Origin of the sequence: Acinetobacter halotolerans (assembly GCF_004208515.1) — a bacterium.
Taxonomy (GTDB): Bacteria; Pseudomonadota; Gammaproteobacteria; order Pseudomonadales; family Moraxellaceae; genus Acinetobacter; species Acinetobacter halotolerans.
This window is the reverse complement of the sequence record NZ_SGIM01000003.1, coordinates 148,748-172,051: the sequence shown is the minus strand read 5'-3', so window position 1 is coordinate 172,051 and position 23,304 is coordinate 148,748. Positions and strand designations below refer to the sequence as shown.

Here is a 23,304-nt window from a genome sequence, read left to right as displayed (position 1 = left end):
TTTGTTTAGTTGATGTCTAATTGATAAAAATGGATTGCGTTTTTTCTAAAAATCGCTTGCAAAGCTTCAGAACCATAAGGCTCAATCATTTTGATGTAAGCCTGTATTAAGTCGGTTAAACGTGCATTAGGTTTATCCATTGGATAATTCGAAGCGAACATGATTCGATCTGTACCAAAGACACGAATCGCATGCTGAATCAATGGCGCTAATAATTGAATCATTTCATCTACAGTCGCGGTGCGATTTTCTTTATAAAATGTATGTCCCAATACAGGCATCATGAGACCTGATATTTTCGCACTTACATTTGGCTGTTCTGCCAAAGTACTCAGATCGTTTTGCCATTGCTGAAATATTGCATCACGTTGCACAGCAGTTTTCCCAGTCCTCTTACCTACTTCGCCAAATAACCCAGCAGGTGTTGCAAGATGATCCACGACAATGCGTGTTTCTGGAAATTGCTTGGCTAAAGCAGTGATCTCATTTAATTGAGTTGAATAGCCCCAAGCATCAAAGGACAGATTCATTTGGGCGAGTTGCTCAAATCCTTTTAAGAATTTTTTAGACTGATATAAATGAGGTGTTTTAGACCAGCGATAGATGCCGTCATCTTCATGCCAAGAAGACATCTTTCGAATTCCTCTAAACAAAGGACTTGCATCTCGGTGAGCTTTTAAAATATCGACGAATTTACGGCTACTTGGATCCGCCGTGGCAACAATTGCAGTAAGCTTTAAATCATGCTTAGAAAAATCTAAATGGCTTAACCAGCTCGTTTCTTCAACAACGCCAAAACCTTTATGATGATGCCAATTGGCTTCAACATGCACTACACTCTCTACATTCAAACCGCCTAAGTCTTGATGGTAATGCATCGGTAAATAAGGATTTAAGATGTGTTCAGTCTTTCCGAGCGTATCTAATAACGGCTTTGGCTTAACCAGACGAATCACCTTATCCATGAGCGCGGGATATTTCCCCAAGGTTTTGACCAATAGTGCGGCTGAATGTGGTGTGTGATAAGGGTCCCATTGGTGTATATGTGGATCGATAATTGCGAAATCTAAGGGATTCATTTTTCTACTCTATTGATTATATATAAACGCATCTTTGTATCTATTCATCCATAAATAGCTTCGGTTATTAGATGATGACCATCTCTATCTTATTCTGCGAGCTTACAAACAATTTAGATATGCATGAAATGATTTTTTCTAATGTAAAAATATGAATTATATTCATAATCTAAAGCAATACACTTCTTTTATAAATTCCTTTTGTTTATCTCAACAAGGAAATGCCAGTAGATGTAAATAATGATCAAAGGGGGTTAGCTAAAAACGCAATGCATGGTTGAAGTGTCAACAGACTCTAAATATTTATATCATTCTTATTTCTTTAAATTTTTTGTTCAAATGTGCTAGATATTTAAACACTGGACTGCTCAATGAATATCATCTTGCAGTCCAGTGTCGTGTATTGACGTTCCTAGCTTACTATCACTGATTTCGCACGAGCAGCATGCAATTTCTTATAGCTTTCAATCAAACGCAAATGACGATCGAGCCCTTCAAGTTTCATGCTGGTCGGCGTTAAACCATAGAAACGAACAGTGCCTTCGACAGAACCCACTACAGCATCCATACGTTCATCACCGAACATACGACGGAAGTTCTTGTCGTAATCTTCCAATTCCATCTCATCATCGAGAATGACTTCTAGCACGACATTCATGCATTGATAGAACAAGCCACGCTCAACTGTGTTGGTATTGTATTGCAAGAACGTTTCGACCAGTTCTTTGGCTTCTTCAAATTGCTGTAATGCAAGATTGATTAATAATTTTAATTCGAGCAGTGTGAGCTGTCCCCACACAGTATTGTCATCGAATTCAACCCCGATCAGCGTAGTGATCTCAGTATAATCATCCAATTCACATTCTTCTAAACGTTCAAGCAATGCTTCAAGTTGCTCATCGTCCAAGCGATGCAAGTTCAAAATATCTTCACGGAACAATAAAGCTTTGTTGGTATTATCCCAAACCAAATCTTCAACCAAATAAATTTCTGAATAATCTGGTACGAGGATACGACAAGCGGTTGCACCGAGATGCTCATAGACAGCCATGTAGACTTCTTTGCCCATTTCTTCAAGAATACCAAACAGTTCTGCTGCTTCATCTGCATTTGAGTTTTCACCATCATTGGTAAAATCCCACTCGACGAAATCATAGTCTGATTTGGCACTAAAGAAACGCCAAGAGACTAAACCACTTGAATCAATAAAGTGTTCCACAAAATTATTCGGTTCGGTCACTGCTTCACTTTGGAAGGTTGGTTGTGGCAAGTCATTCAAGCCTTCAAAACTACGACCTTGCAATAACTCAGTCAGACTACGTTCCAAAGCGACTTCAAAGCTTGGATGTGCACCAAACGAAGCAAACACACCACCTGTACGTGGGTTCATCAAAGTGACACACATCACAGGGAATTGACCGCCTAAAGAAGCATCCTTGACCAATACTGGAAAACCTTGCTCTTCTAAGCCTTGGATACCTGCCACGATACTTGGATATTTCGCTAAAACGTCTTCAGGTACATCAGGTAATGTGATTTCCCCTTCTAAGATTTCGCGTTTTACAGCACGTTCAAAGATTTCAGATAAACATTGTACTTGCGCTTCTTCTAACGTATTCCCCGCGCTCATACCGTTACTTAGATATAGGTTTTCAATTAGATTCGATGGGAAATAGACTGTCTCACCATCAGATTGACGCACAAATGGAAGTGAACAGATACCACGTTCGATGTTACCTGAGTTGGTATCATACAAATGCGTACCCAGTAACTCATCGTCAGGGTTATAAACTTCTAGACAGTATTCATCTAAAATTTCTTTTGGTAATTCGCCATTTGGACCTGGTTTAAACCATTTTTCATCTGGATAGTGAACAAATTCAGCGTTGGCAATTTCTTCACCCCAAAACTGATCGTTATAGAAAAAGTTACAATTTAAACGTTCAATGAACTCACCGAGTGCTGAGGCCAATGCACTTTCTTTGGTTGAACCCTTACCATTGGTAAAACACATTGGAGATTGGGCATCACGAATATGCAGTGACCAAACATTTGGCACAATATTACGCCATGACGCAATTTCAATCTTCATACCTAAGCCTGCCAAAATGCTCGACATATTGGCAATGGTTTCTTCTAATGGAAGATCCTTACCTGCGATATAGGTCGTATTTTCCGATGCTAAGCTTGGCATCAGCAATGCCTGTGCATCGGCATCGATACTTTCGACTTCTTCAATAATAAATTCTGGGCCAGTTTGTATGACCTTCTTCACCGTACAACGGTCGATTGAGCGCAAGATACCTTGACGATCTTTTTCTGAAATATCAGCAGGCAACTCCACCTGAATTTTAAAAATTTGTTTGTAGCGGTTTTCTGGATCAACAATATTGTTTTGCGATAAACGAATATTATCCGTCGGAATATCACGTGCGGCACAATACACTTTTACGAAATAAGCTGCACAGAGTGCCGATGATGCTAAAAAATAATCAAATGGACCTGGCGCAGAACCATCACCTTTGTAGCGGATCGGTTGATCTGCAATTACGGTAAAGTCATCGAACTTGGCTTCTTGACGAAGATTGTCGAGATAATTAACTTTGATTTCCATGCAGACACCTAAACTTTCTTATGTGTCACTAGCAACACACAACACTTAAAATATTGAATAGATAAGTCGAATCACAAATAAGAAATTGACTTAAAAAGAGTGGCTAGAGTCATGCGATCAGCGTATCGAACATGAACTTTAGTCATAATGGACGCTATTATAGAAGTATTTTATCTAATTGATAACTTTTGTCGGTTTTTCTAATGGATTTAGATGGATTGGCTTAAAAAACCGCCATATTGAAACATGTTAAATTGAAAATGACTGTTCAATAAAAATATTTCACAGTCATTTTGATTGAGCGTCAAATTCTTCCCACTTCAAGATATGGAATGAGTGTTTGATCAAAGTTAGGACGCGGATCCTCTTCAAAGCTAATAAAACCGTGCATTCCTGTCAATCGTTCCCCTTTATAAAACTGATTCAGTTGAAAGCGCGGATCTTTATGCGATAAGGTAAAACTAACAGCACCAACACCGAGTTGCTTAGAACGATGATAGGCGTCTTTTAACATCTGATGATGCAAAGCGAGAGCCTCTGGGTGACACAATAACGTATGTAGCACATGGTATTTCACTGCTTCGCCCCGTTTGGGCAAAGGCATACTTTTACTGAACTTGGTGTAAAGGTTATATATTGGTCTGAGCACACCAATCATTGGACTGTAATGTAATATTTTGGTTTGTTTTAGGCTGTGTTGATCCCATAACCCAAACATGCCAACCAGTTTTTCACCCTTAAAATACAGAAGAAAGTCCGATAGTTTTATGCCAGAAAAATAGCAATCTCCCTCAGCTAACTCTTCGAAATTATAAGCAGGGATAAAATTATAGTGAACAGACATCTCAGCAATAAAGTGATTCATCGCCTGTATATGTTCTGGCATGGCTATGCAAGATTGAATCTGCGTCATGTCCGTATGATATTGGTTTGAATCATTCAAGAAAGTCGTAATTTTTCTAGGTGAGCCTAAATCTGTTAACGTTAAAGTTTCAATGAGTCCTTCATCATAATAATCAGGCATACCTGTTTTAGGAGTTTGTATTGCTGCCCGAGCTGCATGATTATCATCAAAAATAATCATCTGACTAAAATTCGGTGCATGCATATTATCTTTTACATGAACACCCAGCACTTTTACTAAGGATTTGCCGCGATAGCGATGATCAACGCGCAAATCACTGGCATATCTAAAGTTTTGTATTTCACGATTGACATAGCATGGGCGATGGCCATTGCTATAACATGCTACTTTTTTCTGACTCGCACTGTCTTCAATCACAACATGTAATTTATGTTTATACAGAATATCTGAGGCTTTAAAATAGCTTGGTTCACGTTGAAAACTAATTTGAACACCTTTTGTTGTCATTGGAACAGCGATTAATGCTCTCAATGCTTGGTCATCGTCTAATGTTGCTTCTCTTGTAATGAGATGACTTTTTTCAGGCTGTTGTAATGATGGATTTATATTCATTGTTGGTTCACCTGTTCGGGATATTGATTTGATACCAGATGGTTTAGCTCACCCATTTGATCCAATAACTGATAAACAAATACGATCTCATCTTGCTCATTGACGATTTTCTGAGTCTGAACGTCTAACAGCTTTTGCTCGGTATTGAGTAAGTCAAAAGTTGTCTTCGTTCCTATTTCAAATTCTTTACGTGTATAGAGCAACGCTATTTCTGCTGCATCGATTGCATTTTTGAGCGCATTTTTATTTTGACGTATGCTTAAAAGTTGCGCATAGGTCGTTTGTGCACGTTGATTCAGATCCAATTCAAGACTTCTGATCTTTTGATTGGCCAAGTCCACATCTGTTCGTGCTTTTCGTATATTGGCGCGATTCAATCCGTCATCATATAACGGTACATTTAACTGTACGCCCACCATATAATTGTTGCTTTCTGACCCAATATAGCTCGCTTCTTCTTGTTTTCCAGCGCGACTCGTCAACATCACTGTTGGCCATAGCTCACGCTTTGTTAAGGCGAATTGTTGCTCTGCCGCTTGCTTTTGATATTTGGCTTGGATCAATGCTGGATGATTTTTGGTTTTTGATAGGATGTCTTCTAAATCATTTGATAGATTTGGGATTTGAGTGATGGCAACCAATTGATCAGCTCGAACACCTGTCACTTGATAAAATTGCGCTTCGCTTATGCTGAGGCTCGATTGTGCTTGAGTCACATCTGCTTGTCCTTGAGCGACCTGCGCCAAGACTTGAGCCAAATCAGCACGAGTAATCATGCCAACATCAAAGCGCCGTTGAGACTCATAAAGTGATCGCTGTAGATTAGAAAGTGTTTTTTTTCTAAGGGCTAAAATCGACTGCTTTTTGAGTACATCGGTATAGACCATCACCGTATTTAAAATCGTTTCTGATCGTCGATCGGAGAATGCATGTGTCTGTGCAGAAAGTTGACTTTTAGCCGCATCCACTCCCAGACGATGACGACCCGATGTGTAAATCGGATAGTCCATCTGTAATTGTAAACTACGACCATGTCTATTCCCCTCTGTTGGAAATAAAACGGTCGTGGGTGTCTCTATTTTTTCATAGTCTAACTGCCCAACCAGATTGACTTTTAACCCATCTCTTTGTTTGGCCTGTTCCAGCATGGCGCTAGACTGATTCACACTTAAACGACTTAACTCCAGTTGGCTTTCATGTTTTAAACTCGCACTCAAGGCTTGATCTAAAGTCATTCCATTGACTGCCCCCGACATGAATAAAACACTGACATACATCAAGGAATGAAATTTACACATTTTCTTTTTTAGCCATTGCACCCTACATCCTCCATGTCTCATAGCTGTTCCAAACTATTCAAGCTCACTTTCTTCAGAGGTTCTGGCTTAATATTCCCTTCAATGATGCCATCGAACATCACCAACTTTTTATAGGCATTCCAACCATTTTTTGCCTGTCGAATCTGAGGTTGATCCAACTGTCCTAAATTCCGTGCCAATTCATAATGAAAATTTTGACGTAAAATATTGTCGATATAGTCATGATCAACGGTGTGATGAATATCGCCTTCAAACAATACACAATAAAACGGTTTAACGTGCTGCTGCGTATCAATCGCGAGTAACGAAATCGCTTTAGAATCCGTTTGATTTAAATGAGATAAAAGCTGTTGTGCTGTTTCAGGTGCTAGCTTTTCTCCCACAAGATCGACACCAAAACGACGTCCTTGAAACTCAAAACACGGAATTTGATCCAAGAAACCAGTCACAATTAAACAGTCATCTAAACAATATCTGAGTAAACCATTACCTGAGCTAATGATTGGACTAACAACATCACCAAGTTTCAATGCCCAAGATGGGATAATCTGCCCTTGTTTTTCGCCGTCTAGATATTCAAATTCATAAAAATGACTTTGATACGCAAGTGGATACTGATCAGCATAAGGAATCGTGACAACACCTTCGGTTGCCCACAAACCTTTACCTTCAAACTGTACCTCAGGCAGTCTTTGTCGTAATTGAGCCGCCCAAGCTTTTGAGCCTGCTGTATCCCAACTGGAAACTAAACTGAGTTTTGGCCATAAGGCTTTAAAATCAATTTCCTCGCCATCGGAGCATCGAATTAAACGCTCAGCACTTTCTGGACTATGTGGTGCGTCGACTTGTTGCAAAGAAAGCTGACGCGCGCCCCACGAACCACTGTAAAGAACCTCGGCGACTTCTTGCTGCATCGCTTCCAAACGATCTAACAACTGTATAGCAAAAGTTGGGCTCCACACTGAAATCATGGCTAAATTACGATTAGCAACCAAATAACAAATCGTGGCAAACAAGGCATCATCTGCGTTTGCTGCAAAGGCGATATTACTGGGAACAGCTTGGGTGAATTTGGATAAGATCCGTTTTCCAATCCCAAGTAAGGCACTGTCATCATTTAAGTTTTTGTCTTTTAAAACTTCACGTTGGCTTTCAGGCAACCATGAAACTGACCAATAATGAGTGCCCGATTTTAATTGCGGGCATTTACGGTACATGCTAGCTAACCAAGGCGTAATGGCATGATCAAGTTCATCTAAGAATGCTTGGGTATAAGGAATAAATTTGATTTGTTCACTCGAACCACTGGTCGGTTGAAAACGGATCAATTTACTACTTGAAAGCAAAAACTTTTCTTCTCGATATTGCTGAATATCTTCTCGCCATGCGCTATAACGTGTTGCGGGAAAAGACGCGACGAATTGTTCATAATCTTTGACGTCTTTTTGTTTTGCTAGAGTAGATGACTGCAAAATAGCACTTAAAATTTGGCGTTGTGTCGCTTCCAGATCGTTAAACCCTTTTTTAAATTTTTGATCTGCAATATGACACCATTGTTTTAAAATGAAATGTGATCCAGACGTTAGCCATTCTTGATATCTCATTTTCTGGCTCCTCGTTGGTGAATTTGCTGGGTTCTAATTGCATCGTATCGCCCTTTGCTAATTGGTTTAGCGATGAGCTTTGCAGGAAAACGTGCTAGATCCTTCCAAGCTAAACGTCCGATACATGGTAATTCCGTTCCCACTGTCCAAGTTGGATTCCGCCGTTCAAAGAATTCGATATTAGGATTAGTGACCCTCATCTCATCCGTAATAGGCGCTACTTCCCCTTTTAATGGTTGGTAGTCATCACCAAAATTTAATAAGCCAATTTCTTTGTCATAATATTCACTAAAGAAGTTCTCACAGTAATGTTCAATTACCGCAGATAGATGTTGGTTTTCATCCATTATGTTTGGATAATATGCATAATAATTATTCGCCAACAATAAGTATGTTTTATATCCTTTAGATATTAATAGCCAATAAAGTTCATTAAATGGATATTTAACTCTCAACTTCATCATGAGCTTTAACATTGTGCTTTGTAGAGTACGCGCTCCCCAATATTCTCTTAAGATGACTGTATCACCACTAAATAAAACCGTGTAATCCTTACCTTCAAAATAGAAATGTTGAACAGCAACCGTTGAAAATCCCACAATTTCATTGCGATCTTTATTGAAGATTAATATTGCACCACTTTTCTTTTTGAAATCCTCAACAAAGACTGAAAATTTAGTATTTTCATAATATTGTTCATAAATTGAAAACATGGTTTTCAACATATCCGTATCAATTTTCTCTTTCTCAATGTATTGGCCATAAGTGGTTTCTTTATTGTTTAACTTAGAAATCAGCTTATATGTTGTCTTAATCATAGATCTAACCTTTAAATTCATACATAAGTATTCTTGTCCCCAAGACATCTCGATACTTATATAACTATTATTTTTATTTAAAGGGCATATATTGATATACACCTTTCCAGTTTTTTAATTGATTAAAAAACTTACCCTCAAATATGATTTTTACATATTCATTTTCTTCCCCCTATCCATAAAAAATGTGAGAAAAGCAGCAATAAACATAATGACCGACAGCATACGCAGTAAATCATTAAAACTTGATGTCAGTGCTTGATAATGAATATCTCGATAAATAATACTGAGTGCGATTTGCTGAGCATTTGAACCTACTTCTTGATATTGCGCTGTAAGTTGTTCAAGTCGTTCTACAAAAATCCAATTCTGTGGCGTCATATATTGATTTATCTCTGTGACGTGAATCGCCGTAAGCCAATCTAGTGAAGAGTTGATTAAAGCAAGCCCTACTGCTCCACCAATATTGCGCATCAAATTATAGATACCGCTGGCGTCCGCAACTTTACTCATCGGCAAGGTACTCATGGCTAAGTGCGAAACCACAATCAAACAAATCATTAAGCCAATACCACGATAGATTTGCGGCCAAAACATAAAGTCATAATCACTATGGATACTTAAATGCGAATTTAACCAAACACCAAACCCAGCCAAAATCATGCCCACAAAGACCGTTTTTCTAGTGTCAAAATTTGGAATCAACCATGCAAGGAATGGTGCGAAACAGAACATGACTACGCCTGTTACCATCATAATGTGACCGATTTGACTACTGTTCATTTCCCGAACTTGCCCAAGAAAAACAGGAATCATATAACCCAAACCATACAGCGCCATGCCGATAACAAAGGTAATGATTGCACTCAAGGTAAAATTTTTATTCTTAAAAACACTCAAATCCAATAAGGGTTTTTCTTGGGTAAAGCTCCGATAAAAGAACGTAATACCGCCCAGAATGCAGATAATAAATGCCATGCGCACTCCACTATCCACTAACCAATCATGTCGAGCGCCTTCATCTAAAAAGTATTCCAATCCACCCAAGAACATTGCCATCGCAATGAGACCAATCCAGTCCATTGTTTTCAGCAAAGAATGATCGGCACGATCAATATCAGGGCCAGAGAAAATAATGGTTGCGATAATGATGCCTGGAATAATATTAATCAGGAACATCCAGTGCCATGAGAAACTATTGGTGAGCCACCCACCCACAGTCGGCCCAATAGCTGGTCCTAAAGTACTGATCATGCCAAAGAGTACCAGTGGCAAAGTACGTTTCGCTTCAGGGAATAGTAGAAATAAAGCGGTCATGGAAGTCGGAATCATACCGCCGCCCATAAAGCCTTGAATTGCACGAAATACCAATAAACTTTCTAAGTTCCATGCCATCGCACACAAAAGCGAACTGATCGTAAATCCAACTGCGCAAATCGTGTAATAAATTCGTGTCGATAACACTCGCGCAATAATACTGGACATCGGAATAGCGATGATTTCAGCAATCAAATACACCGTTTGAACCCATGTCACCTCATAGCGACTGGCACTCATACCTGCTTGAACTTCATTCAGAGAACTTGCAACGATTTGAATATCCAAAATCGCCATAAAGTTGCCAAAAATCATGGCAATAAAAATCACCCACGCGACTTTAGTCGGGAACTTCCAGTCCTCATCTAAACGCTTATCCATGTTTAGCACCTAAAATCGTGATGATTAAGTTCTTAAATTCACGGTTGCTTTGACAGACATACCGGGTTTGATCAGATCGATATGAGCGTTGGAGTCAATCGCAATACGCACGGGTATTCGTTGAACGACCTTATTAAAATTGCCAGTTGCATTATCTGGTGGCATCAGTGAGAACGTTGCACCAGATGCTGGTGAAAAGCTTTCGATTTTTCCGGTATAGGTTAAACTTGGATAAGCATCTATTTTTAATTTAACTTCCTGCCCAATATGCATTTTTTCTATTTGTGTTTCTTTGAAATTGGCCTGAACATATAAACTATTTTCTGGAATAATCGCCATTAATCTTGTCTGCGGACCAACACGAGAACCTTTTTGTATCGCTAAACTCCCGACCTTACCTGAAACTGGGCTAGTCACTTTTGCAGATGCTAAATCAATTTGAAAAAGATCCAAGCTTGCTTTTGCATTTTGAATATCTGCCAAAAGTTGTGCTCGACCTGCTTGTAGGCTCCCGAGCTGCGCCTCTGCTGAGTTGACGGTTGCTAGTGCTTTGTTTAATTGCGCTTGAGCAGAAAGATATTGGGATTGAATACTGTCAAAGTTTTGACGCGTAATCACGCCGTCTTTTAATAGGTCTTGGTAACGGGCATAATCTTTTTTCAAACGAGATAAATCCGCCTGTACCGCAAGTACGCCGCTATTTGCTTCATTAATGGTCGATTTTGCAGACCTTTCATTTTGTTGTTGAACAATCAGTGCGGCTTCTTTTAATGTCACCAAAGATTGGGCTTGTTCATAACGTGCCTGATAATCACGCTGATCTAATATGGCTAGGGTTTCACCTTGTTTAACAAATTGATTGTCATTTATGACTAATTCAACAACTTCACCCGAAATTTTCGGCATGACCCATGTCACATCGGCTTGGATATAAGCATTATCGGTAGATTGATAAAACCGAAAAACAAAAAAGTAGTACATTACCCCAATCAATAAAAATAGCGAAAGTAGCGAAAAAACGATCCAAGTGACTTTTTGCTTTTTTTGGACCTTCGTATCCGTCCCCACCTCTACACGAGCTATGGTATCCATATTTTGTTCCACATGTTGTAATATAAATTCTTTTATTTCGAGTCAAAGATTTCTATAACTTTCACTTATTTAAACTAAATAAATAGTTACAAGTATCAAATTGGCGGCAATTATCATGCTCGATGTAATTTAGTGTCATTGACCACAATTAAGATACAGTTGTGCACTTATGCCAATTACTTTTGCTAAAAATAATATTAAACGATAATCATTACCATTTCTGGGTTGGCGGTTTTATCCTCATAAAAAATGACATATCTATCTGTTAATAATAATGATTAAGCCTAATAATATTTTTTTTACATTATTTGAAATCATGCTATATGGCGCTACTTGTCCTCGTATGGAGATCAAACTGCCATCATTTTCATTAGTTGTAAAAATGTAACTAAGCATCAAAAATGAATGCTCAGTCTAAAAGTGTCATATTAAAATTTTATGAATTTGTCGTAGAGTAGACAAATTCCAATAGAAAAATGCATCGTATTAATAAGTGAAATTATTTAGTAAAAATAACTAAATTCACATTGCATAATGTATTGGTTTTTTAAGTATGTTGTTTGCGTCGTACCAGCTTTCCCAAGAGTAATACAAATCGAAGGATTCGATTTCGTAATGGGTACGATCAAACAACATCTATTCATGCAAATAATATTTATTAAAAGGACAAAATGATTATGGATTCAGGATTGGTCACACTTTTTTTACCTATTGCCCTCGCCATTGTTATGGCAGGTTTGGGGCTTGAATTAACGGTTAAAGATTTCGCCAGAGTAAGTAAACATCCCAAAGTTGTACTGATTGCACTGTTCTGTCAATTGGTCTTATTGGTCGGTATTGCCTTTTTAATCTGTAAAATCCTAGCTTTACCGCCATTATTGGCTGTTGGTTTGATGCTCCTTGCGGCCTCACCTGGTGGAACGACCGCAAATTTATTTAGTTATTTATATAAAGGTGATATTGCACTAAATATTAGCCTAACTGCGATCAATGCTGTACTCGCCGCCGTTTTTTTACCTTTTATCGTCAATTTCTCAATCCTACATTTTATGAATGAGGGTCAACAAGTTGGACTACAGTTTTCTAAAATAATGCAGGTATTTTTAATTATTTTAGTGCCTGTTGGTATTGGGATGCTTGTTCGTCACTATGCGCCACATTTTGCTGAAAAACTGAACCGCCCTGTACGCATTTTTGCCGTCATTTTCCTCGTGATTATTATTCTAGGTGCAATTGTTACAGAACGAGCAAATCTAGTAGAGTACATTGGCCAAATTGGCTTAGCTACTGCTCTATTCTGTGCGATTAGTCTATGTGTTGGTTATTTTGTTCCTCGTCTGCTCGGCATTAGTTCATTTCAAGCACGTGCTTGTGCTTTTGAGATTGGTATCCATAACAGTACGTTAGCAATGACGATTGCGCTTACGGTGATGGCAAGTACCACCATTGCAATGCCTGCTGCGGTCTATTCTATTTTCATGTATATCTTTGCGACTATTTTTGGGATATGGGTTACTCGCTTTGGTCCTAAAGATGCGGTCTCCACACCCGAATAGATTTATTCTTTAATAAAAAAACAGCGTATCAAGTGATACGCTGTTTTTTTATTGTCACCTTGAAGTTTGACAAATCACCAACTTGAAGGCGGTTTTATTCGTTTGGGGATGTATTCCTTTAAACAATATTTGTATCTGCTAATAAAGCATTCGCTGCATGCTTACCTAAATTGTTTGAAGCCAAAGGACTATCACCTGTTAATAATTTTCTGTCTTGATGAACTTGACCTGTAATTTCTTTATTTAGGATTTCCACACCGAGTTTCTCTAAACTTTCACCAACCAACCACGGTAGTGGGCCCGGTATATAACCAATATCAATATTGGCACCAGTATCTAAAGCATCAGGGAATACACAGACTTGATAACCTTTAAAAAGGTAATCATTTGGATTTTCATCAACTGCTGCCGCCAATAAGGCTGCCGGACCATGACAAAGTGTGATCACATATTTGTCATTTTCAACTGCCCACTTCAACACGGATTTAACTTCTTTGCTGTGCGGTATTTTTACCATTGCGCCATGCCCACCCGGAATGAATACGGCTGCATAAGGAGAGTCCTTACTGAGTACTCTATCCAATATATCTGCTAGCTTAAGTGGCGCTTTCAGTTGTTTCTCATACTTCTTATAGGTGTCTAGAACCACTTGTTCTTCGTTAGGCATCGCCCACATTTCTAGCTTTACTGGATTACCAGAAAGCGTTGCGATATCAAAAGCAAAACCAGCATTGTCTAAATGAAACATAGGCAATAACATTTCAACAGGGTGATTACCTGTAGAAAAGAATTTTTCATTCTGCATCAAGATATAACGTTCATCCGTTGCGATCATAAGTATCTTCTTATCGCCCTGATAAGGATTCGGATACGTGGTTCCGTCATAATCAGTTTTAGGAGATGTATATTGACTCAATGAATAAGGCGATGGGAAAAAAGCATTATTTTCAGCAACATCAGGCGTTGGGTTACGATCATCAGTATTTGTTGTCATTTTGAGTATCCTCATAGGGGTGTTTAATTTATACACATACTGCTCAAGAGTTGAGTTGTTCTCAAGTAATGCACATAAATAGGCATGTGATGAATATAATTAGGCAAAATTACGATTTAATCTCGAGTACCACTTTTCCAATATGTTGACTACTTTCAAGACATTGGTGTGCTGCTGCAACATCTTCAAAAGCAAAAGTCTTATAAATAATCGGTTTACATTGATCGGTTTCAATTAGCGGCCATACAAACTGTTCTAATTCCTGAGTAATTTTTGCTTTTTCATCATTGGTTCGAGCACGCATGGTTGAGCCAGTCACCACCGCACGCTTGAGCATTAGCTCTTGTATATCAAAACCATCGACTTTTCGACCACCCATAAAGCCAATAATGACTAGTCGACCATCTCGTTTGAGTAAGCGCAAATTTTGATTGAAGTAAGATGCACCTATAATATCCAAGATGACATCGACACCTTGACCATCGGTACGTTCTAAAATTTCTTTTTCGAAATCCTGAGTTTTATAATTGATGACTTGAGACATTGAAGCTAGTTTTTCGATCTTGGCATCACTGCCAACTGTTGAAAAATTTTGAATTCCCATCGCATGACATAGACTAATCGCGGTTGAACCGATACCACTTGCGCCACCATGAATTAAGACAGTTTCATGATTTTTTAACTGCCCGATCTGAAATAGATTTGCCCATACCGTAAAGTAAGTTTCAGGAATAGCTGCTGCTTCTACAAAGCTCAGATTTTTGGGAATTGATAAGGTCTGATTTGCGGGTACAGCACAATATTCTGCATATCCACCGCCATTGGTAAGTGCACACACTTTATCGCCGACTTTAAACTTTTCTACCTTATTTCCTACTTGTGCAATAACGCCGGCAACTTCCAGCCCCGGAATTTGTGTTACGCCTTTCGGCATTGGATAAAGTCCTTGACGTTGCAAAATATCAGGCCTATTGATACCTGTTGCGTAGACTTCAATGAGCACTTCATCTTCTTTAATCTCTGGACGATCACCTTGTGCAACTTTTAATACTTCTGGACCGCCCGCTTGAGTAATTTCGATATATTTCATTTGATCTACACTATTTTGATTCATGATTTGCTTATTCCTTATCAGTATTGAATTCAGCTTGTTTAGGAGGGAAACCAAACTGCTTTTTAAATTCTCGACTAAATTGTGAAGAGCTTTGGTAACCAACAGCATAAGCTGCTTGCGCAACGCTTTGGTTTTCGTTTTGCAACAATTGTTTGGCCTTATGCAATCGAACGACTTTGAGGTATTGCAATGGAGAATGTAAGGTGACTTGTTTAAATGCTTTATGAAAAGCAGAAATGCTCATATTGGCTTGCTCAGCCAGCATTTCTACTGTTAACTTCTCTGTAAAATGATGCTGAATATATTCACAAATTTTATAAATTGGTCTTAAATTTCCTTGAGCCACTAACCCTTTTAAAGCATCTGCACCTGAATGTTGAATCACTCGATATAAGAGTTCTCGTTTTATTTGATCACCTAAAATCAAAATATCTTGCGCTGATGTAAGTGTATTCAATAATCGTATCAGTACATTTGCAATAGTTTGATCACATTGAATTACACTCATACCTGTAGTGAGTGGCTTAAACTCATCATTTTCAAAATAGGTTTTTGCTAGTAATTCATTGACAGTATCCGCCTCAAGTTTCATGCTCACACCGATCATAGGTGACTCAGGACTTGCAATCGTGTCGCAATCAAATGGCATAGATACTGAAACGATTAGACATTCGCCTTGTTGAAATGTATAGGTTTCTGTTCCGATGTAGCCACGTTTCTTGCCTTGTAAAACAAAAACTAGAGTCGGTTCTTGTAATACTGCAAGTGGTGGTGTGTTGTGATCTACACGCATCAAGGTGATGCCATCGATTGCTGTAGTAAAAAAGCCTTCTTTTTGAACGATTTTTAGAAAAAGTGCAGTCAGTGTTTGATCATTCATCATGTTTCATCTGATGATTGGAAGTTTGATCTTTATTATTAAATAGAAAAGTAATGAAAGATGTTACTTTTATGCAGGATTAGGCATAGAAAAAAGAGTTTTGTGAAGTTTCACTTTGATAAGATATTGAATTTAAGTTCTTAGCACCCAGAGATTCATGCTTTTAGTTGTATAAAAGAACCACAGAATCCTAATAATCTTTAATATATATTTTATTAACTAAAGGCAATATACCTAATCTTCCTTCAATGATGTCATTCCATGTGTCGTCCTCTTTCAATTTATCCAAAACATAAAAGGTAACTATTTTATTGCCTATCTTAAATAGATTTCTGTATCTAATTTCTATTTCTTCATTTGTGAAATCAACTCCACCATATATTTCTCTTTCCTCATTATCTAATTTTATTGTGGTAACTTTATTAGTTTCCATGAAGGTGTTTTCTTCATTTAGTCCAATTATAGTTCCACTGGTTACATATGTTTCAATATTTCCATTATCAATATTTCTCCACCATTCATCTGTTGCATATAAGCCGTAATTTCCTTTTAATCCGCCAATACTATTAGTGTCTAAGGTGATTTTATGAGTAAGCTCTATATCATAATGCTTATTTATCAACCAATCTTTTAGGTCATAAACTAATTTATAACCTTGCTCAAGTAAAAGTAACTCTTCCTGCATTTATTTCTCCCAGCTTATTACTTTTCAAAATGATATGAGCCATTAATAATTTCTATCTCAATAAAACTGACTCGAATCTAACATTTGCAAAGTAATTTTTTTCACTTCATCGCGACTTTGCATAATATGTGCTTCGATCGCCTGAATGGCTTCATCTACTTTACGATCAAAAATCAAACCGAGTATCTTTTGATGTTCTTGATAAGTCGCTTCAACACGATAATCTTTAGAGAAATCCAAACGACGAATAATACGGATTCGCTCACTCAAATCACGATGAATTCTAGCCATTTCATTATTTCCAGAGGCGCGAACTAAAGCACAATGAAAATCTTCATCTTGCTGCGAGAGTTGTTTAATGTCTTTTAGGTATTGATTCGGTTCAACCATCCAAAAGTCTTTTAAAACCGATAGTTCGACTGAGTTTTGATGATCTATATGACATAACTTCCGAATGGCATCTTTTTCCAACACGATCCGCACATCATAGAGTTCTTCATAATAACGAAAATTGAGCGGTCGGATTTGCCAACCGCTACGAAAACTCACATCGACATAACCCTCTTGCTGCAAACGATACAAGGCTTGTCGGATTGGGGTGCGACTCACATCATAAGCCTTTGCAACTTCGGACTCAGTGAAACGTTCACCAGGCATTAGTTTGAAATCAAAAATATCATTCTTGATGCGTTGGTAAACCAGCTCAGACAAATTGTCTGAGCTTTTTGTTGTTTTTATTTTGGTTTCTTTCATGCAGCTTTGCCTTATTCCATATAGACCAGTGGCTCGCCACTATGTACGGTTTGCCCTGCTCTGCAAATGATGGCTTTCACGATGCCATCCTCTTCTGCATAAACAGGAAGTTCCATTTTCATTGCTTCAATAATAGCAATAGTCTCACCTTTTTTAACCTCCTGACCGCTTTCAACAAAGATTTTCCAGATATTGCCAGTCATCGATGCGTTGAGGGATGAAAGATGGCTATAGTCCACATTGTTACAAAGTTCAATCTGTTCTTCTGGCTGTGCGGCAAACTCTTCTTTCCAACGGCTCACTTCAGTGGTAAATGCTTGTTGCTGCTTGGCTTTAAACTCAGCAATACTTTCCGCTTCATTCTCTAAGAATTTTACATAGTTTGCATAATCAAACTCAGTTTCCTCAATTTGAATCTGCGCACGACCATTTTCAAAATCAGCACGCCACTGATTTAATTCCTCTTCAGTGACTTCAAAATATTTAATTTGATCGAAGAATTGCAAGAACCATTGCTTATTGCCAAATTGCTTGTTCTTCTTAAACTTGTTCCAAATCGGTAAAGTACGACCAATTAACTGATAACCACCCGGTGAGTCCATGCCATAGATGCACATGTACATACCACCAATCCCCACTGTGCCCTCTGCGGTAAAGGTACGTGCTGGATTGTATTTAGAACTCAGTAAACGATGACGTGGATCGATTGGTACGGCACATGGTGCAGTTAAATACACATCACCTAAGCCAAGAATCAAATAGTTCGCATCAAAAATAATATCTTTGACTTCATTTCGATCTGCCAAACCATTGATGCGTTGGATGAAATCTACGTTGTTTGGCAACCACGGTGCTTTTGAACAAACACTTTCTTGATAGCGTTCAACAGCCCCTAAAGTTGCACTGTCTTCAAATGCCATTGGCAAATGTACGATTCGAGATGGAATTTTTAACTGCCTCAAATCGCCCATTTCTTCTTCAAGTTTAAGTAATTGAGCAATCAGTTTTGATTGTGGAATCACTAAACCATCATATTTAATTTGCAGCGAACGTACACCCGGTGACAGTTCTAATATGCCATCGATATTTGCTGCACGAATCATTTGAATCAATTGATGCACACGTAAACGTAACGCCAAATCTAAAACATTGTCGCCGTATTCTAAAAGAATATAGCTATCCCCAGCTTGGCGATAAACTGTTTTTGGTGATAAATCGGTTGGTTCACGTTGTGCCAAAATTGTTGTTAGCACATCTTGAGTTGGCTCAATCGTCTCCACGACTTTGGTCGCATCGGCAAAGTTTTGGATATTTTCAATTTGCTTGCGTTCTAATTCATTGGCTTGTTCTACCGTGATTGGGTAGAAACGAATTTTATCATCCGCCTTTAACTGCCCAACTTTCCAAAGTTCTGCTTTGGCAATGGTTACAGGACATACAAAGCCACCTAGACTCGGACCATCTTTTGCTAAAATAACAGGGAAATCACCAGTAAAGTTGATTGCGCCAATCGCATATTCACAGTCATGGACATTGGATGGATGTAAACCTGCCTCACCACCATTTTCTCGCGCCCAGCTTGGTGTCGGTCCTGACAAACGCACGCCTAAACGGTTGGAGTTGAAGTGTACTGTCCACTCCGATGCAAAAAACTCCTCCACATATTCAGGCTTGAAGAAGTCAGGTGCGCCATGTGGGCCATATAAAACTGCGATTTCCCACTCATTGCCATATTCAGGAATCAGATCAGCCGATAATGCTTGAGGCACGTCAGTTGCAATTGGAAGTTCTATACTGGCAAATGCTGGATCAACCAGTTTAATCATATCGCCAACGCGTAAAGTACGCCCAGCATGACCACCAAAATTACCGAGCGCAAAGGTAGAACGACTGCCTAAATAAACAGGAACATCCAAACCATTTCTTACCGCTAAATAAGTACGACAACCTGAATTTACCTGACCAATCTTTAGTATTTGACCTGCTTTCACATCAACTGGTTGCCAAAAATCAATTTTTCTATCATCCAATAAAGCTGTACAGCTGGCTCCAGCTAAAGCAATGGTTGTATCTGCATGAAACTTTAAAGTCGGCCCAACTAAGGTAAACTCAAAACCTGCGGCTTTAGCATCATTTCCAACAATACGATTGGCAAGCTGAAATGCATAATCATCCATTGGGCCTGATGGAGGTACACCAATATCCCAATAGCCTGTACGACCCGGATAATCCTGAATTGAACTCAACGTTCCTGCTTGAACCACTTCAATTACGTTTGGCGTATAGTTGAAATCATCCAACATACGTGTCCAAATCTGCATAGATTCAAAGCGCTGATCTGAAACAATGACGCGTGCGTAATCCAAGTTTGTGCTGATCCCATTTAAGCGTGTTTCAGCCAATACATTCTTTAATTTTTCAATAGCACTGGCACGATCGTCAGCATGCACAATAATTTTGGCAATCATCGGATCAAAGTATTGGGAAATCTCTGTGCCTGTTTTGACCCAAGTATCAACACGTGTATCTTCTGGAAATGCAACCTCTGTCAGTACACCCGGACTAGGCTGGAAGTTTTTCACAGGGTCTTCGGCATAAACACGAACCTCAATCGCTGCACCTTTAGGCTTAATATTGCTGAGATATTCCCAATCAAGCTCATCACCAGCAGCTACTTTGAGCATGCATTCAATTAAGTCTAGCCCCGTCACCATCTCAGTGACTGGGTGTTCAACCTGTAAACGGGTATTTACTTCTAGGAAATAAAACTCATCTCGATTGGCATCGTAAATAAACTCCACTGTTCCTGCACTACGATAATTAACGGATTTACCCAATTCTACCGCTGCTTGATGTAGTTTTTTACGGGTAGCTTCAGGCAAGTTTGCTGCAGGTGTTTCCTCTACCACTTTTTGGTTACGACGTTGCAAAGAGCAATCACGCTCACCAAATGCAACGACTTGCCCTTTTCCATCACCAAAAATTTGTACTTCAACATGACGAGCTTTATCTATAAAGCATTCAATAAATACGCCTGCATCCTTGAAAAACTGTTCGCCCAAACGTTTTACACTTTCGTAAGCATCGGTCAAGGCTTGGGGCGTATCACAACGAGTCAAACCAATACCACCACCGCCAGCAGTACTTTTAAGCATAATTGGATAGCCAATACGATCTGCAGCCGTAAGGGCTTCTTTTAAGCTATCCAACAATCCAGTTCCCGGTGTCATTGGTACATTGGCAGCAGCAGCTAATTCACGAGCACGGTGTTTTAAACCAAATTCTAGAATTTGCTCAGCTGTTGGCCCCATAAAGGCAATATTATTTTCCTCACAGGCACGGGAAAAATCAGCACTTTCAGAAAGAAAGCCATACCCCGGGAAGATTGCCTCAGCACCAGTTTCTTTAGCTGCCTGAATCAGTTTTTCAATACTCAAATAAGTATCGGCAGGCTTTAAACCGTCTAATGCAATTGCAATATCAGCATCTTCAACATGTTGCGCATAACGATCACTATCCGAATACACAGCAACACTGGTCACGCCTAATTTTTTGAGAGTGCGAATCGCTCGAACAGCAATTTCACCACGGTTTGCAATAAGTACAGTTTTAAACATGATGATTTCCCCCAATTAATTCGCTGTGTTTGCTGCTTGGCTGTTACGATGCTGGATATAGGCTCTCCATCCACCAAAATGACTAATATTCTCTGCATCATCTATGCCATAAGGCTCACAGATAAAACCTTTAACCCAACGACCATCTTCTAACTCGACATTGCCCATACCTAAAGGCGTTGGAATTTCTGCCACAAATTCACCAAATCGAGCAGTAGGAACATCCCACAATTCAACAATAATGCTTTGACCATCTTGCTGACGTGCTAAGCCGGGTTTTGGCGGAACAGTGCCATTCAAGGCATAAAGCGCATAGTTTTTAGACGTTTTTGTGGTTTCGATGTGCACGGCATCACGTGTGGTTAATTGAAAATTCAATGGCATCCCAGTGAGATGCGCACCGACGACTGCAACACGAATATGATGTGGAGAAACAAGCGTTGCTGAGCTTAAAGGCTGAACTTTATCCAATGCTCCTAATTTCAGTGCTAAGTAGTTTTGCCATGCTTTACCGAAATGAACCAATGCGGCATCGTGCCAAGCTGGTGCAATTAAAGTGATGCCAAAAGGTAAATGGTCTGCTCTAAAACCTGCTGGCAAGGCCAATGCGCTTAGATCGGCTAAATTGGTAAAGTTGGTATACGTACCAAAATGAGCGTTATATTCAATCGGATGCTGCTGTACTTGCTCAATGGTATAAATGGTTGGTGCTGTTGGTACGATTAAGGCATCAAACTCAGCAAGTTTCGCTTGAATTTTTCGCGCTAAGTCTTGTTTTAAATATTCTGCATTGTAGGCATCAACTGCTGAATATTTCTCACCATTATTAATAATTTCCAATACGGTTGGATCAAAAGCTTCAGGATTAGATTTGAGTAAATCTTCAACAGCAGCAGTACGCTCTGCGACCCACGAACCTTGATAGAGTTGCGCTGCTAATTTATCAAAATCTGAAAAATCAATTTTGGTGATTTCAGCGTTTAAACTTTCCAGCAATTGCACAGTTTGTTGAAATGCTTTTTCGGCTTGCTGATCACCAAAGAAATTCAGTTTTTCTGGAATGGCAAATTTTAATTTGCTAGAAAAATGCGCTGGGACGTTTTTAGGATGTTTACGTGAATAGCTATCTAGAGCATCATACGCTTCAATTTGATGAGCAACTAGATCTGCATCGGCAACGGTTAAAGCAAAAATCGAAATACAATCAAGGCTTTTACACGCAGGTATTAAGCCACGATTCGAAAAACGCCCTTTGGTTGGCTTTAAACCAACAATATTATTAAATGCCGCAGGTACACGACCTGAACCCGCTGTATCTGTACCCAATGCAAATGGGACAAATCCACGAGCAACCACACTTGCTGAACCAGAACTTGAGCCACCACTGACATATTTAGAATTAAATGTGTTTGGTACTGCGCCAAATGGTGAGCGTGTACCTACTAAACCTGTAGCAAATTGATCAAGGTTGGTTTTACCAATCACAATCGCACCAGCTTGTTTTAACAAACGTACTGTTTCCGCATCTTTCTCTGCTATTACGGTTAGTGCCTTACATGCAGCTGTTGTTGCAAATCCTGCAACATCAATATTGTCTTTCACGGCAAACGGTACGCCATAAAGTGGAAATTGTTTATGCAGATTCTCAGCATCTTGAGTTAAGTGATTCAATACTTGGATTTGCTGTTCAATTTGATCTACCGTAGCAACTGTTATCCAAGCACGATCAAGATGATCGATTGATGCAACCAATTCTTTTAAAGTTTCGAGCTGAATCTCTTTTTTCAAATAAGCGCTTTGCCATTCTGAAATTGTCCAACCTAGAGTTTTAATTTCGTGCACTTTATGAATCCTATCTTGTATACAAGTTTGAATTTATAAATGCAGAAAGTGTGCCAGAATAATTTTCGTTATATAAATTAATTATTTATTATATTTATGCCGTATCGTTATAATTTAATTGATTTGCTCTGGTGCTAAAGAGGCATTGATTTATTGCACATG

At 38.9% G+C, this 23,304-nt stretch carries 16 protein-coding genes; 1 reads left to right on the top strand and 15 read right to left on the bottom strand.

The features are described from left to right. Nucleotides 1-5: 5 nt before the first annotated feature. The 8 genes from EXE30_RS04960 to EXE30_RS04925 form a co-directional block, all read right to left on the bottom strand. Nucleotides 6-1,079 (bottom strand): amidohydrolase family protein, encoded by a 1,074-nt coding sequence (locus EXE30_RS04960; protein WP_130161455.1) that lies wholly within the window; start codon nucleotides 1,077-1,079, stop codon nucleotides 6-8. A 412-nt stretch (nucleotides 1,080-1,491) separates the two neighbouring features. Continuing rightward, nucleotides 1,492-3,693 carry an OsmC domain/YcaO domain-containing protein gene (locus tag EXE30_RS04955; RefSeq protein WP_130161454.1) on the bottom strand — a complete coding sequence of 734 codons (2,202 nt, stop codon included), beginning with the start codon at nucleotides 3,691-3,693 and terminating at the stop codon, nucleotides 1,492-1,494. Nucleotides 3,694-3,997: 304 nt separating this feature from the next. Then, the gene (locus EXE30_RS04950) at nucleotides 3,998-5,170 is read right to left on the bottom strand and encodes a hypothetical protein (RefSeq protein ID WP_130161453.1); all 1,173 of its coding nucleotides are present in this window, start codon (nucleotides 5,168-5,170) and stop codon (nucleotides 3,998-4,000) included. Next, on the bottom strand, nucleotides 5,167-6,468 hold the full coding sequence (locus tag EXE30_RS04945; RefSeq protein WP_407641636.1) for a TolC family protein: 1,302 nt from the start codon (nucleotides 6,466-6,468) through the stop codon (nucleotides 5,167-5,169). The genes EXE30_RS04950 and EXE30_RS04945 overlap by 4 nt, the downstream gene beginning before the upstream one ends. 38 nt (nucleotides 6,469-6,506) lie before the next feature. Next, entirely contained in the window at nucleotides 6,507-8,093 is a 1,587-nt protein-coding gene (locus EXE30_RS04940; RefSeq protein ID WP_130161451.1) for a GH3 family domain-containing protein, read from the bottom strand. Then, entirely contained in the window at nucleotides 8,090-8,911 is an 822-nt protein-coding gene (locus tag EXE30_RS04935; RefSeq protein ID WP_130161450.1) for a hypothetical protein, read from the bottom strand. Before EXE30_RS04935 ends, EXE30_RS04940 begins: the two co-directional genes overlap by 4 nt. A 150-nt stretch (nucleotides 8,912-9,061) precedes the next feature. Beyond that, a complete protein-coding gene (locus EXE30_RS04930; RefSeq protein ID WP_130161449.1) occupies nucleotides 9,062-10,609 on the bottom strand; it encodes a DHA2 family efflux MFS transporter permease subunit in 1,548 nt (515 codons plus the stop codon). Between the two features lie 24 nt (nucleotides 10,610-10,633). After that, nucleotides 10,634-11,701 carry an HlyD family secretion protein gene (locus tag EXE30_RS04925; RefSeq protein WP_130161448.1) on the bottom strand — a complete coding sequence of 356 codons (1,068 nt, stop codon included), beginning with the start codon at nucleotides 11,699-11,701 and terminating at the stop codon, nucleotides 10,634-10,636. 677 nt (nucleotides 11,702-12,378) lie between these two features. Here EXE30_RS04925 and EXE30_RS04920 point away from each other — a divergent pair. After that, nucleotides 12,379-13,257, top strand: coding sequence for a bile acid:sodium symporter family protein (locus EXE30_RS04920; protein ID WP_130161447.1), 879 nt, complete (start codon nucleotides 12,379-12,381; stop codon nucleotides 13,255-13,257). A gap of 118 nt (nucleotides 13,258-13,375) precedes the next feature. On the opposite strand, the gene hchA is transcribed toward EXE30_RS04920, so the two are convergent. The 7 genes from hchA to atzF all read right to left on the bottom strand — a co-directional run bounded on the left by hchA (nucleotide 13,376) and on the right by atzF (nucleotide 23,142). Then, entirely contained in the window at nucleotides 13,376-14,251 is an 876-nt protein-coding gene (gene hchA, locus EXE30_RS04915) for a glyoxalase III HchA (protein WP_130161446.1), read from the bottom strand. Between the two features lie 109 nt (nucleotides 14,252-14,360). Next, entirely contained in the window at nucleotides 14,361-15,365 is a 1,005-nt protein-coding gene (locus EXE30_RS04910; RefSeq protein ID WP_130161445.1) for an NAD(P)H-quinone oxidoreductase, read from the bottom strand. A 7-nt stretch (nucleotides 15,366-15,372) separates the two neighbouring features. Next, nucleotides 15,373-16,248, bottom strand: coding sequence for an AraC family transcriptional regulator (locus tag EXE30_RS04905; protein ID WP_130161444.1), 876 nt, complete (start codon nucleotides 16,246-16,248; stop codon nucleotides 15,373-15,375). A 187-nt stretch (nucleotides 16,249-16,435) separates the two neighbouring features. Further along, nucleotides 16,436-16,930 (bottom strand): hypothetical protein, encoded by a 495-nt coding sequence (locus EXE30_RS04900; protein WP_130161443.1) that lies wholly within the window; start codon nucleotides 16,928-16,930, stop codon nucleotides 16,436-16,438. A 57-nt stretch (nucleotides 16,931-16,987) separates the two neighbouring features. Then, nucleotides 16,988-17,683 carry a GntR family transcriptional regulator gene (locus tag EXE30_RS04895; protein ID WP_121929416.1) on the bottom strand — a complete coding sequence of 232 codons (696 nt, stop codon included), beginning with the start codon at nucleotides 17,681-17,683 and terminating at the stop codon, nucleotides 16,988-16,990. 11 nt (nucleotides 17,684-17,694) lie between these two features. Then, nucleotides 17,695-21,300, bottom strand: a complete 3,606-nt coding sequence (uca, locus tag EXE30_RS04890; RefSeq protein ID WP_130161442.1) for an urea carboxylase — start codon at nucleotides 21,298-21,300, stop codon at nucleotides 17,695-17,697. A gap of 15 nt (nucleotides 21,301-21,315) precedes the next feature. Continuing rightward, nucleotides 21,316-23,142 (bottom strand): allophanate hydrolase, encoded by a 1,827-nt coding sequence (gene atzF / locus EXE30_RS04885; RefSeq protein WP_130161441.1) that lies wholly within the window; start codon nucleotides 23,140-23,142, stop codon nucleotides 21,316-21,318. Between the last annotated feature and the right edge of the window lie 162 nt (nucleotides 23,143-23,304).

What these genes read in the sequence shown, in the direction of transcription:
- EXE30_RS04960 (WP_130161455.1), bottom strand. Translation starts at nt 1,079, where the DNA reads ATGAATCCCTTAGATTTCGCAATTATCGATCCACATATACACCAATGG.
- EXE30_RS04955 (WP_130161454.1), bottom strand. Translation starts at nt 3,693, where the DNA reads ATGGAAATCAAAGTTAATTATCTCGACAATCTTCGTCAAGAAGCCAAG.
- EXE30_RS04950 (WP_130161453.1), bottom strand. Translation starts at nt 5,170, where the DNA reads ATGAATATAAATCCATCATTACAACAGCCTGAAAAAAGTCATCTCATT.
- EXE30_RS04945 (WP_407641636.1), bottom strand. Translation starts at nt 6,468, where the DNA reads ATGTGTAAATTTCATTCCTTGATGTATGTCAGTGTTTTATTCATGTCG.
- EXE30_RS04940 (WP_130161451.1), bottom strand. Translation starts at nt 8,093, where the DNA reads ATGAGATATCAAGAATGGCTAACGTCTGGATCACATTTCATTTTAAAA.
- EXE30_RS04935 (WP_130161450.1), bottom strand. Translation starts at nt 8,911, where the DNA reads ATGATTAAGACAACATATAAGCTGATTTCTAAGTTAAACAATAAAGAA.
- EXE30_RS04930 (WP_130161449.1), bottom strand. Translation starts at nt 10,609, where the DNA reads ATGGATAAGCGTTTAGATGAGGACTGGAAGTTCCCGACTAAAGTCGCG.
- EXE30_RS04925 (WP_130161448.1), bottom strand. Translation starts at nt 11,701, where the DNA reads ATGGATACCATAGCTCGTGTAGAGGTGGGGACGGATACGAAGGTCCAA.
- EXE30_RS04920 (WP_130161447.1), top strand. Translation starts at nt 12,379, where the DNA reads ATGGATTCAGGATTGGTCACACTTTTTTTACCTATTGCCCTCGCCATT.
- hchA (WP_130161446.1), bottom strand. Translation starts at nt 14,251, where the DNA reads ATGACAACAAATACTGATGATCGTAACCCAACGCCTGATGTTGCTGAA.
- EXE30_RS04910 (WP_130161445.1), bottom strand. Translation starts at nt 15,365, where the DNA reads ATGAATCAAAATAGTGTAGATCAAATGAAATATATCGAAATTACTCAA.
- EXE30_RS04905 (WP_130161444.1), bottom strand. Translation starts at nt 16,248, where the DNA reads ATGATGAATGATCAAACACTGACTGCACTTTTTCTAAAAATCGTTCAA.
- EXE30_RS04900 (WP_130161443.1), bottom strand. Translation starts at nt 16,930, where the DNA reads ATGCAGGAAGAGTTACTTTTACTTGAGCAAGGTTATAAATTAGTTTAT.
- EXE30_RS04895 (WP_121929416.1), bottom strand. Translation starts at nt 17,683, where the DNA reads ATGAAAGAAACCAAAATAAAAACAACAAAAAGCTCAGACAATTTGTCT.
- uca (WP_130161442.1), bottom strand. Translation starts at nt 21,300, where the DNA reads ATGTTTAAAACTGTACTTATTGCAAACCGTGGTGAAATTGCTGTTCGA.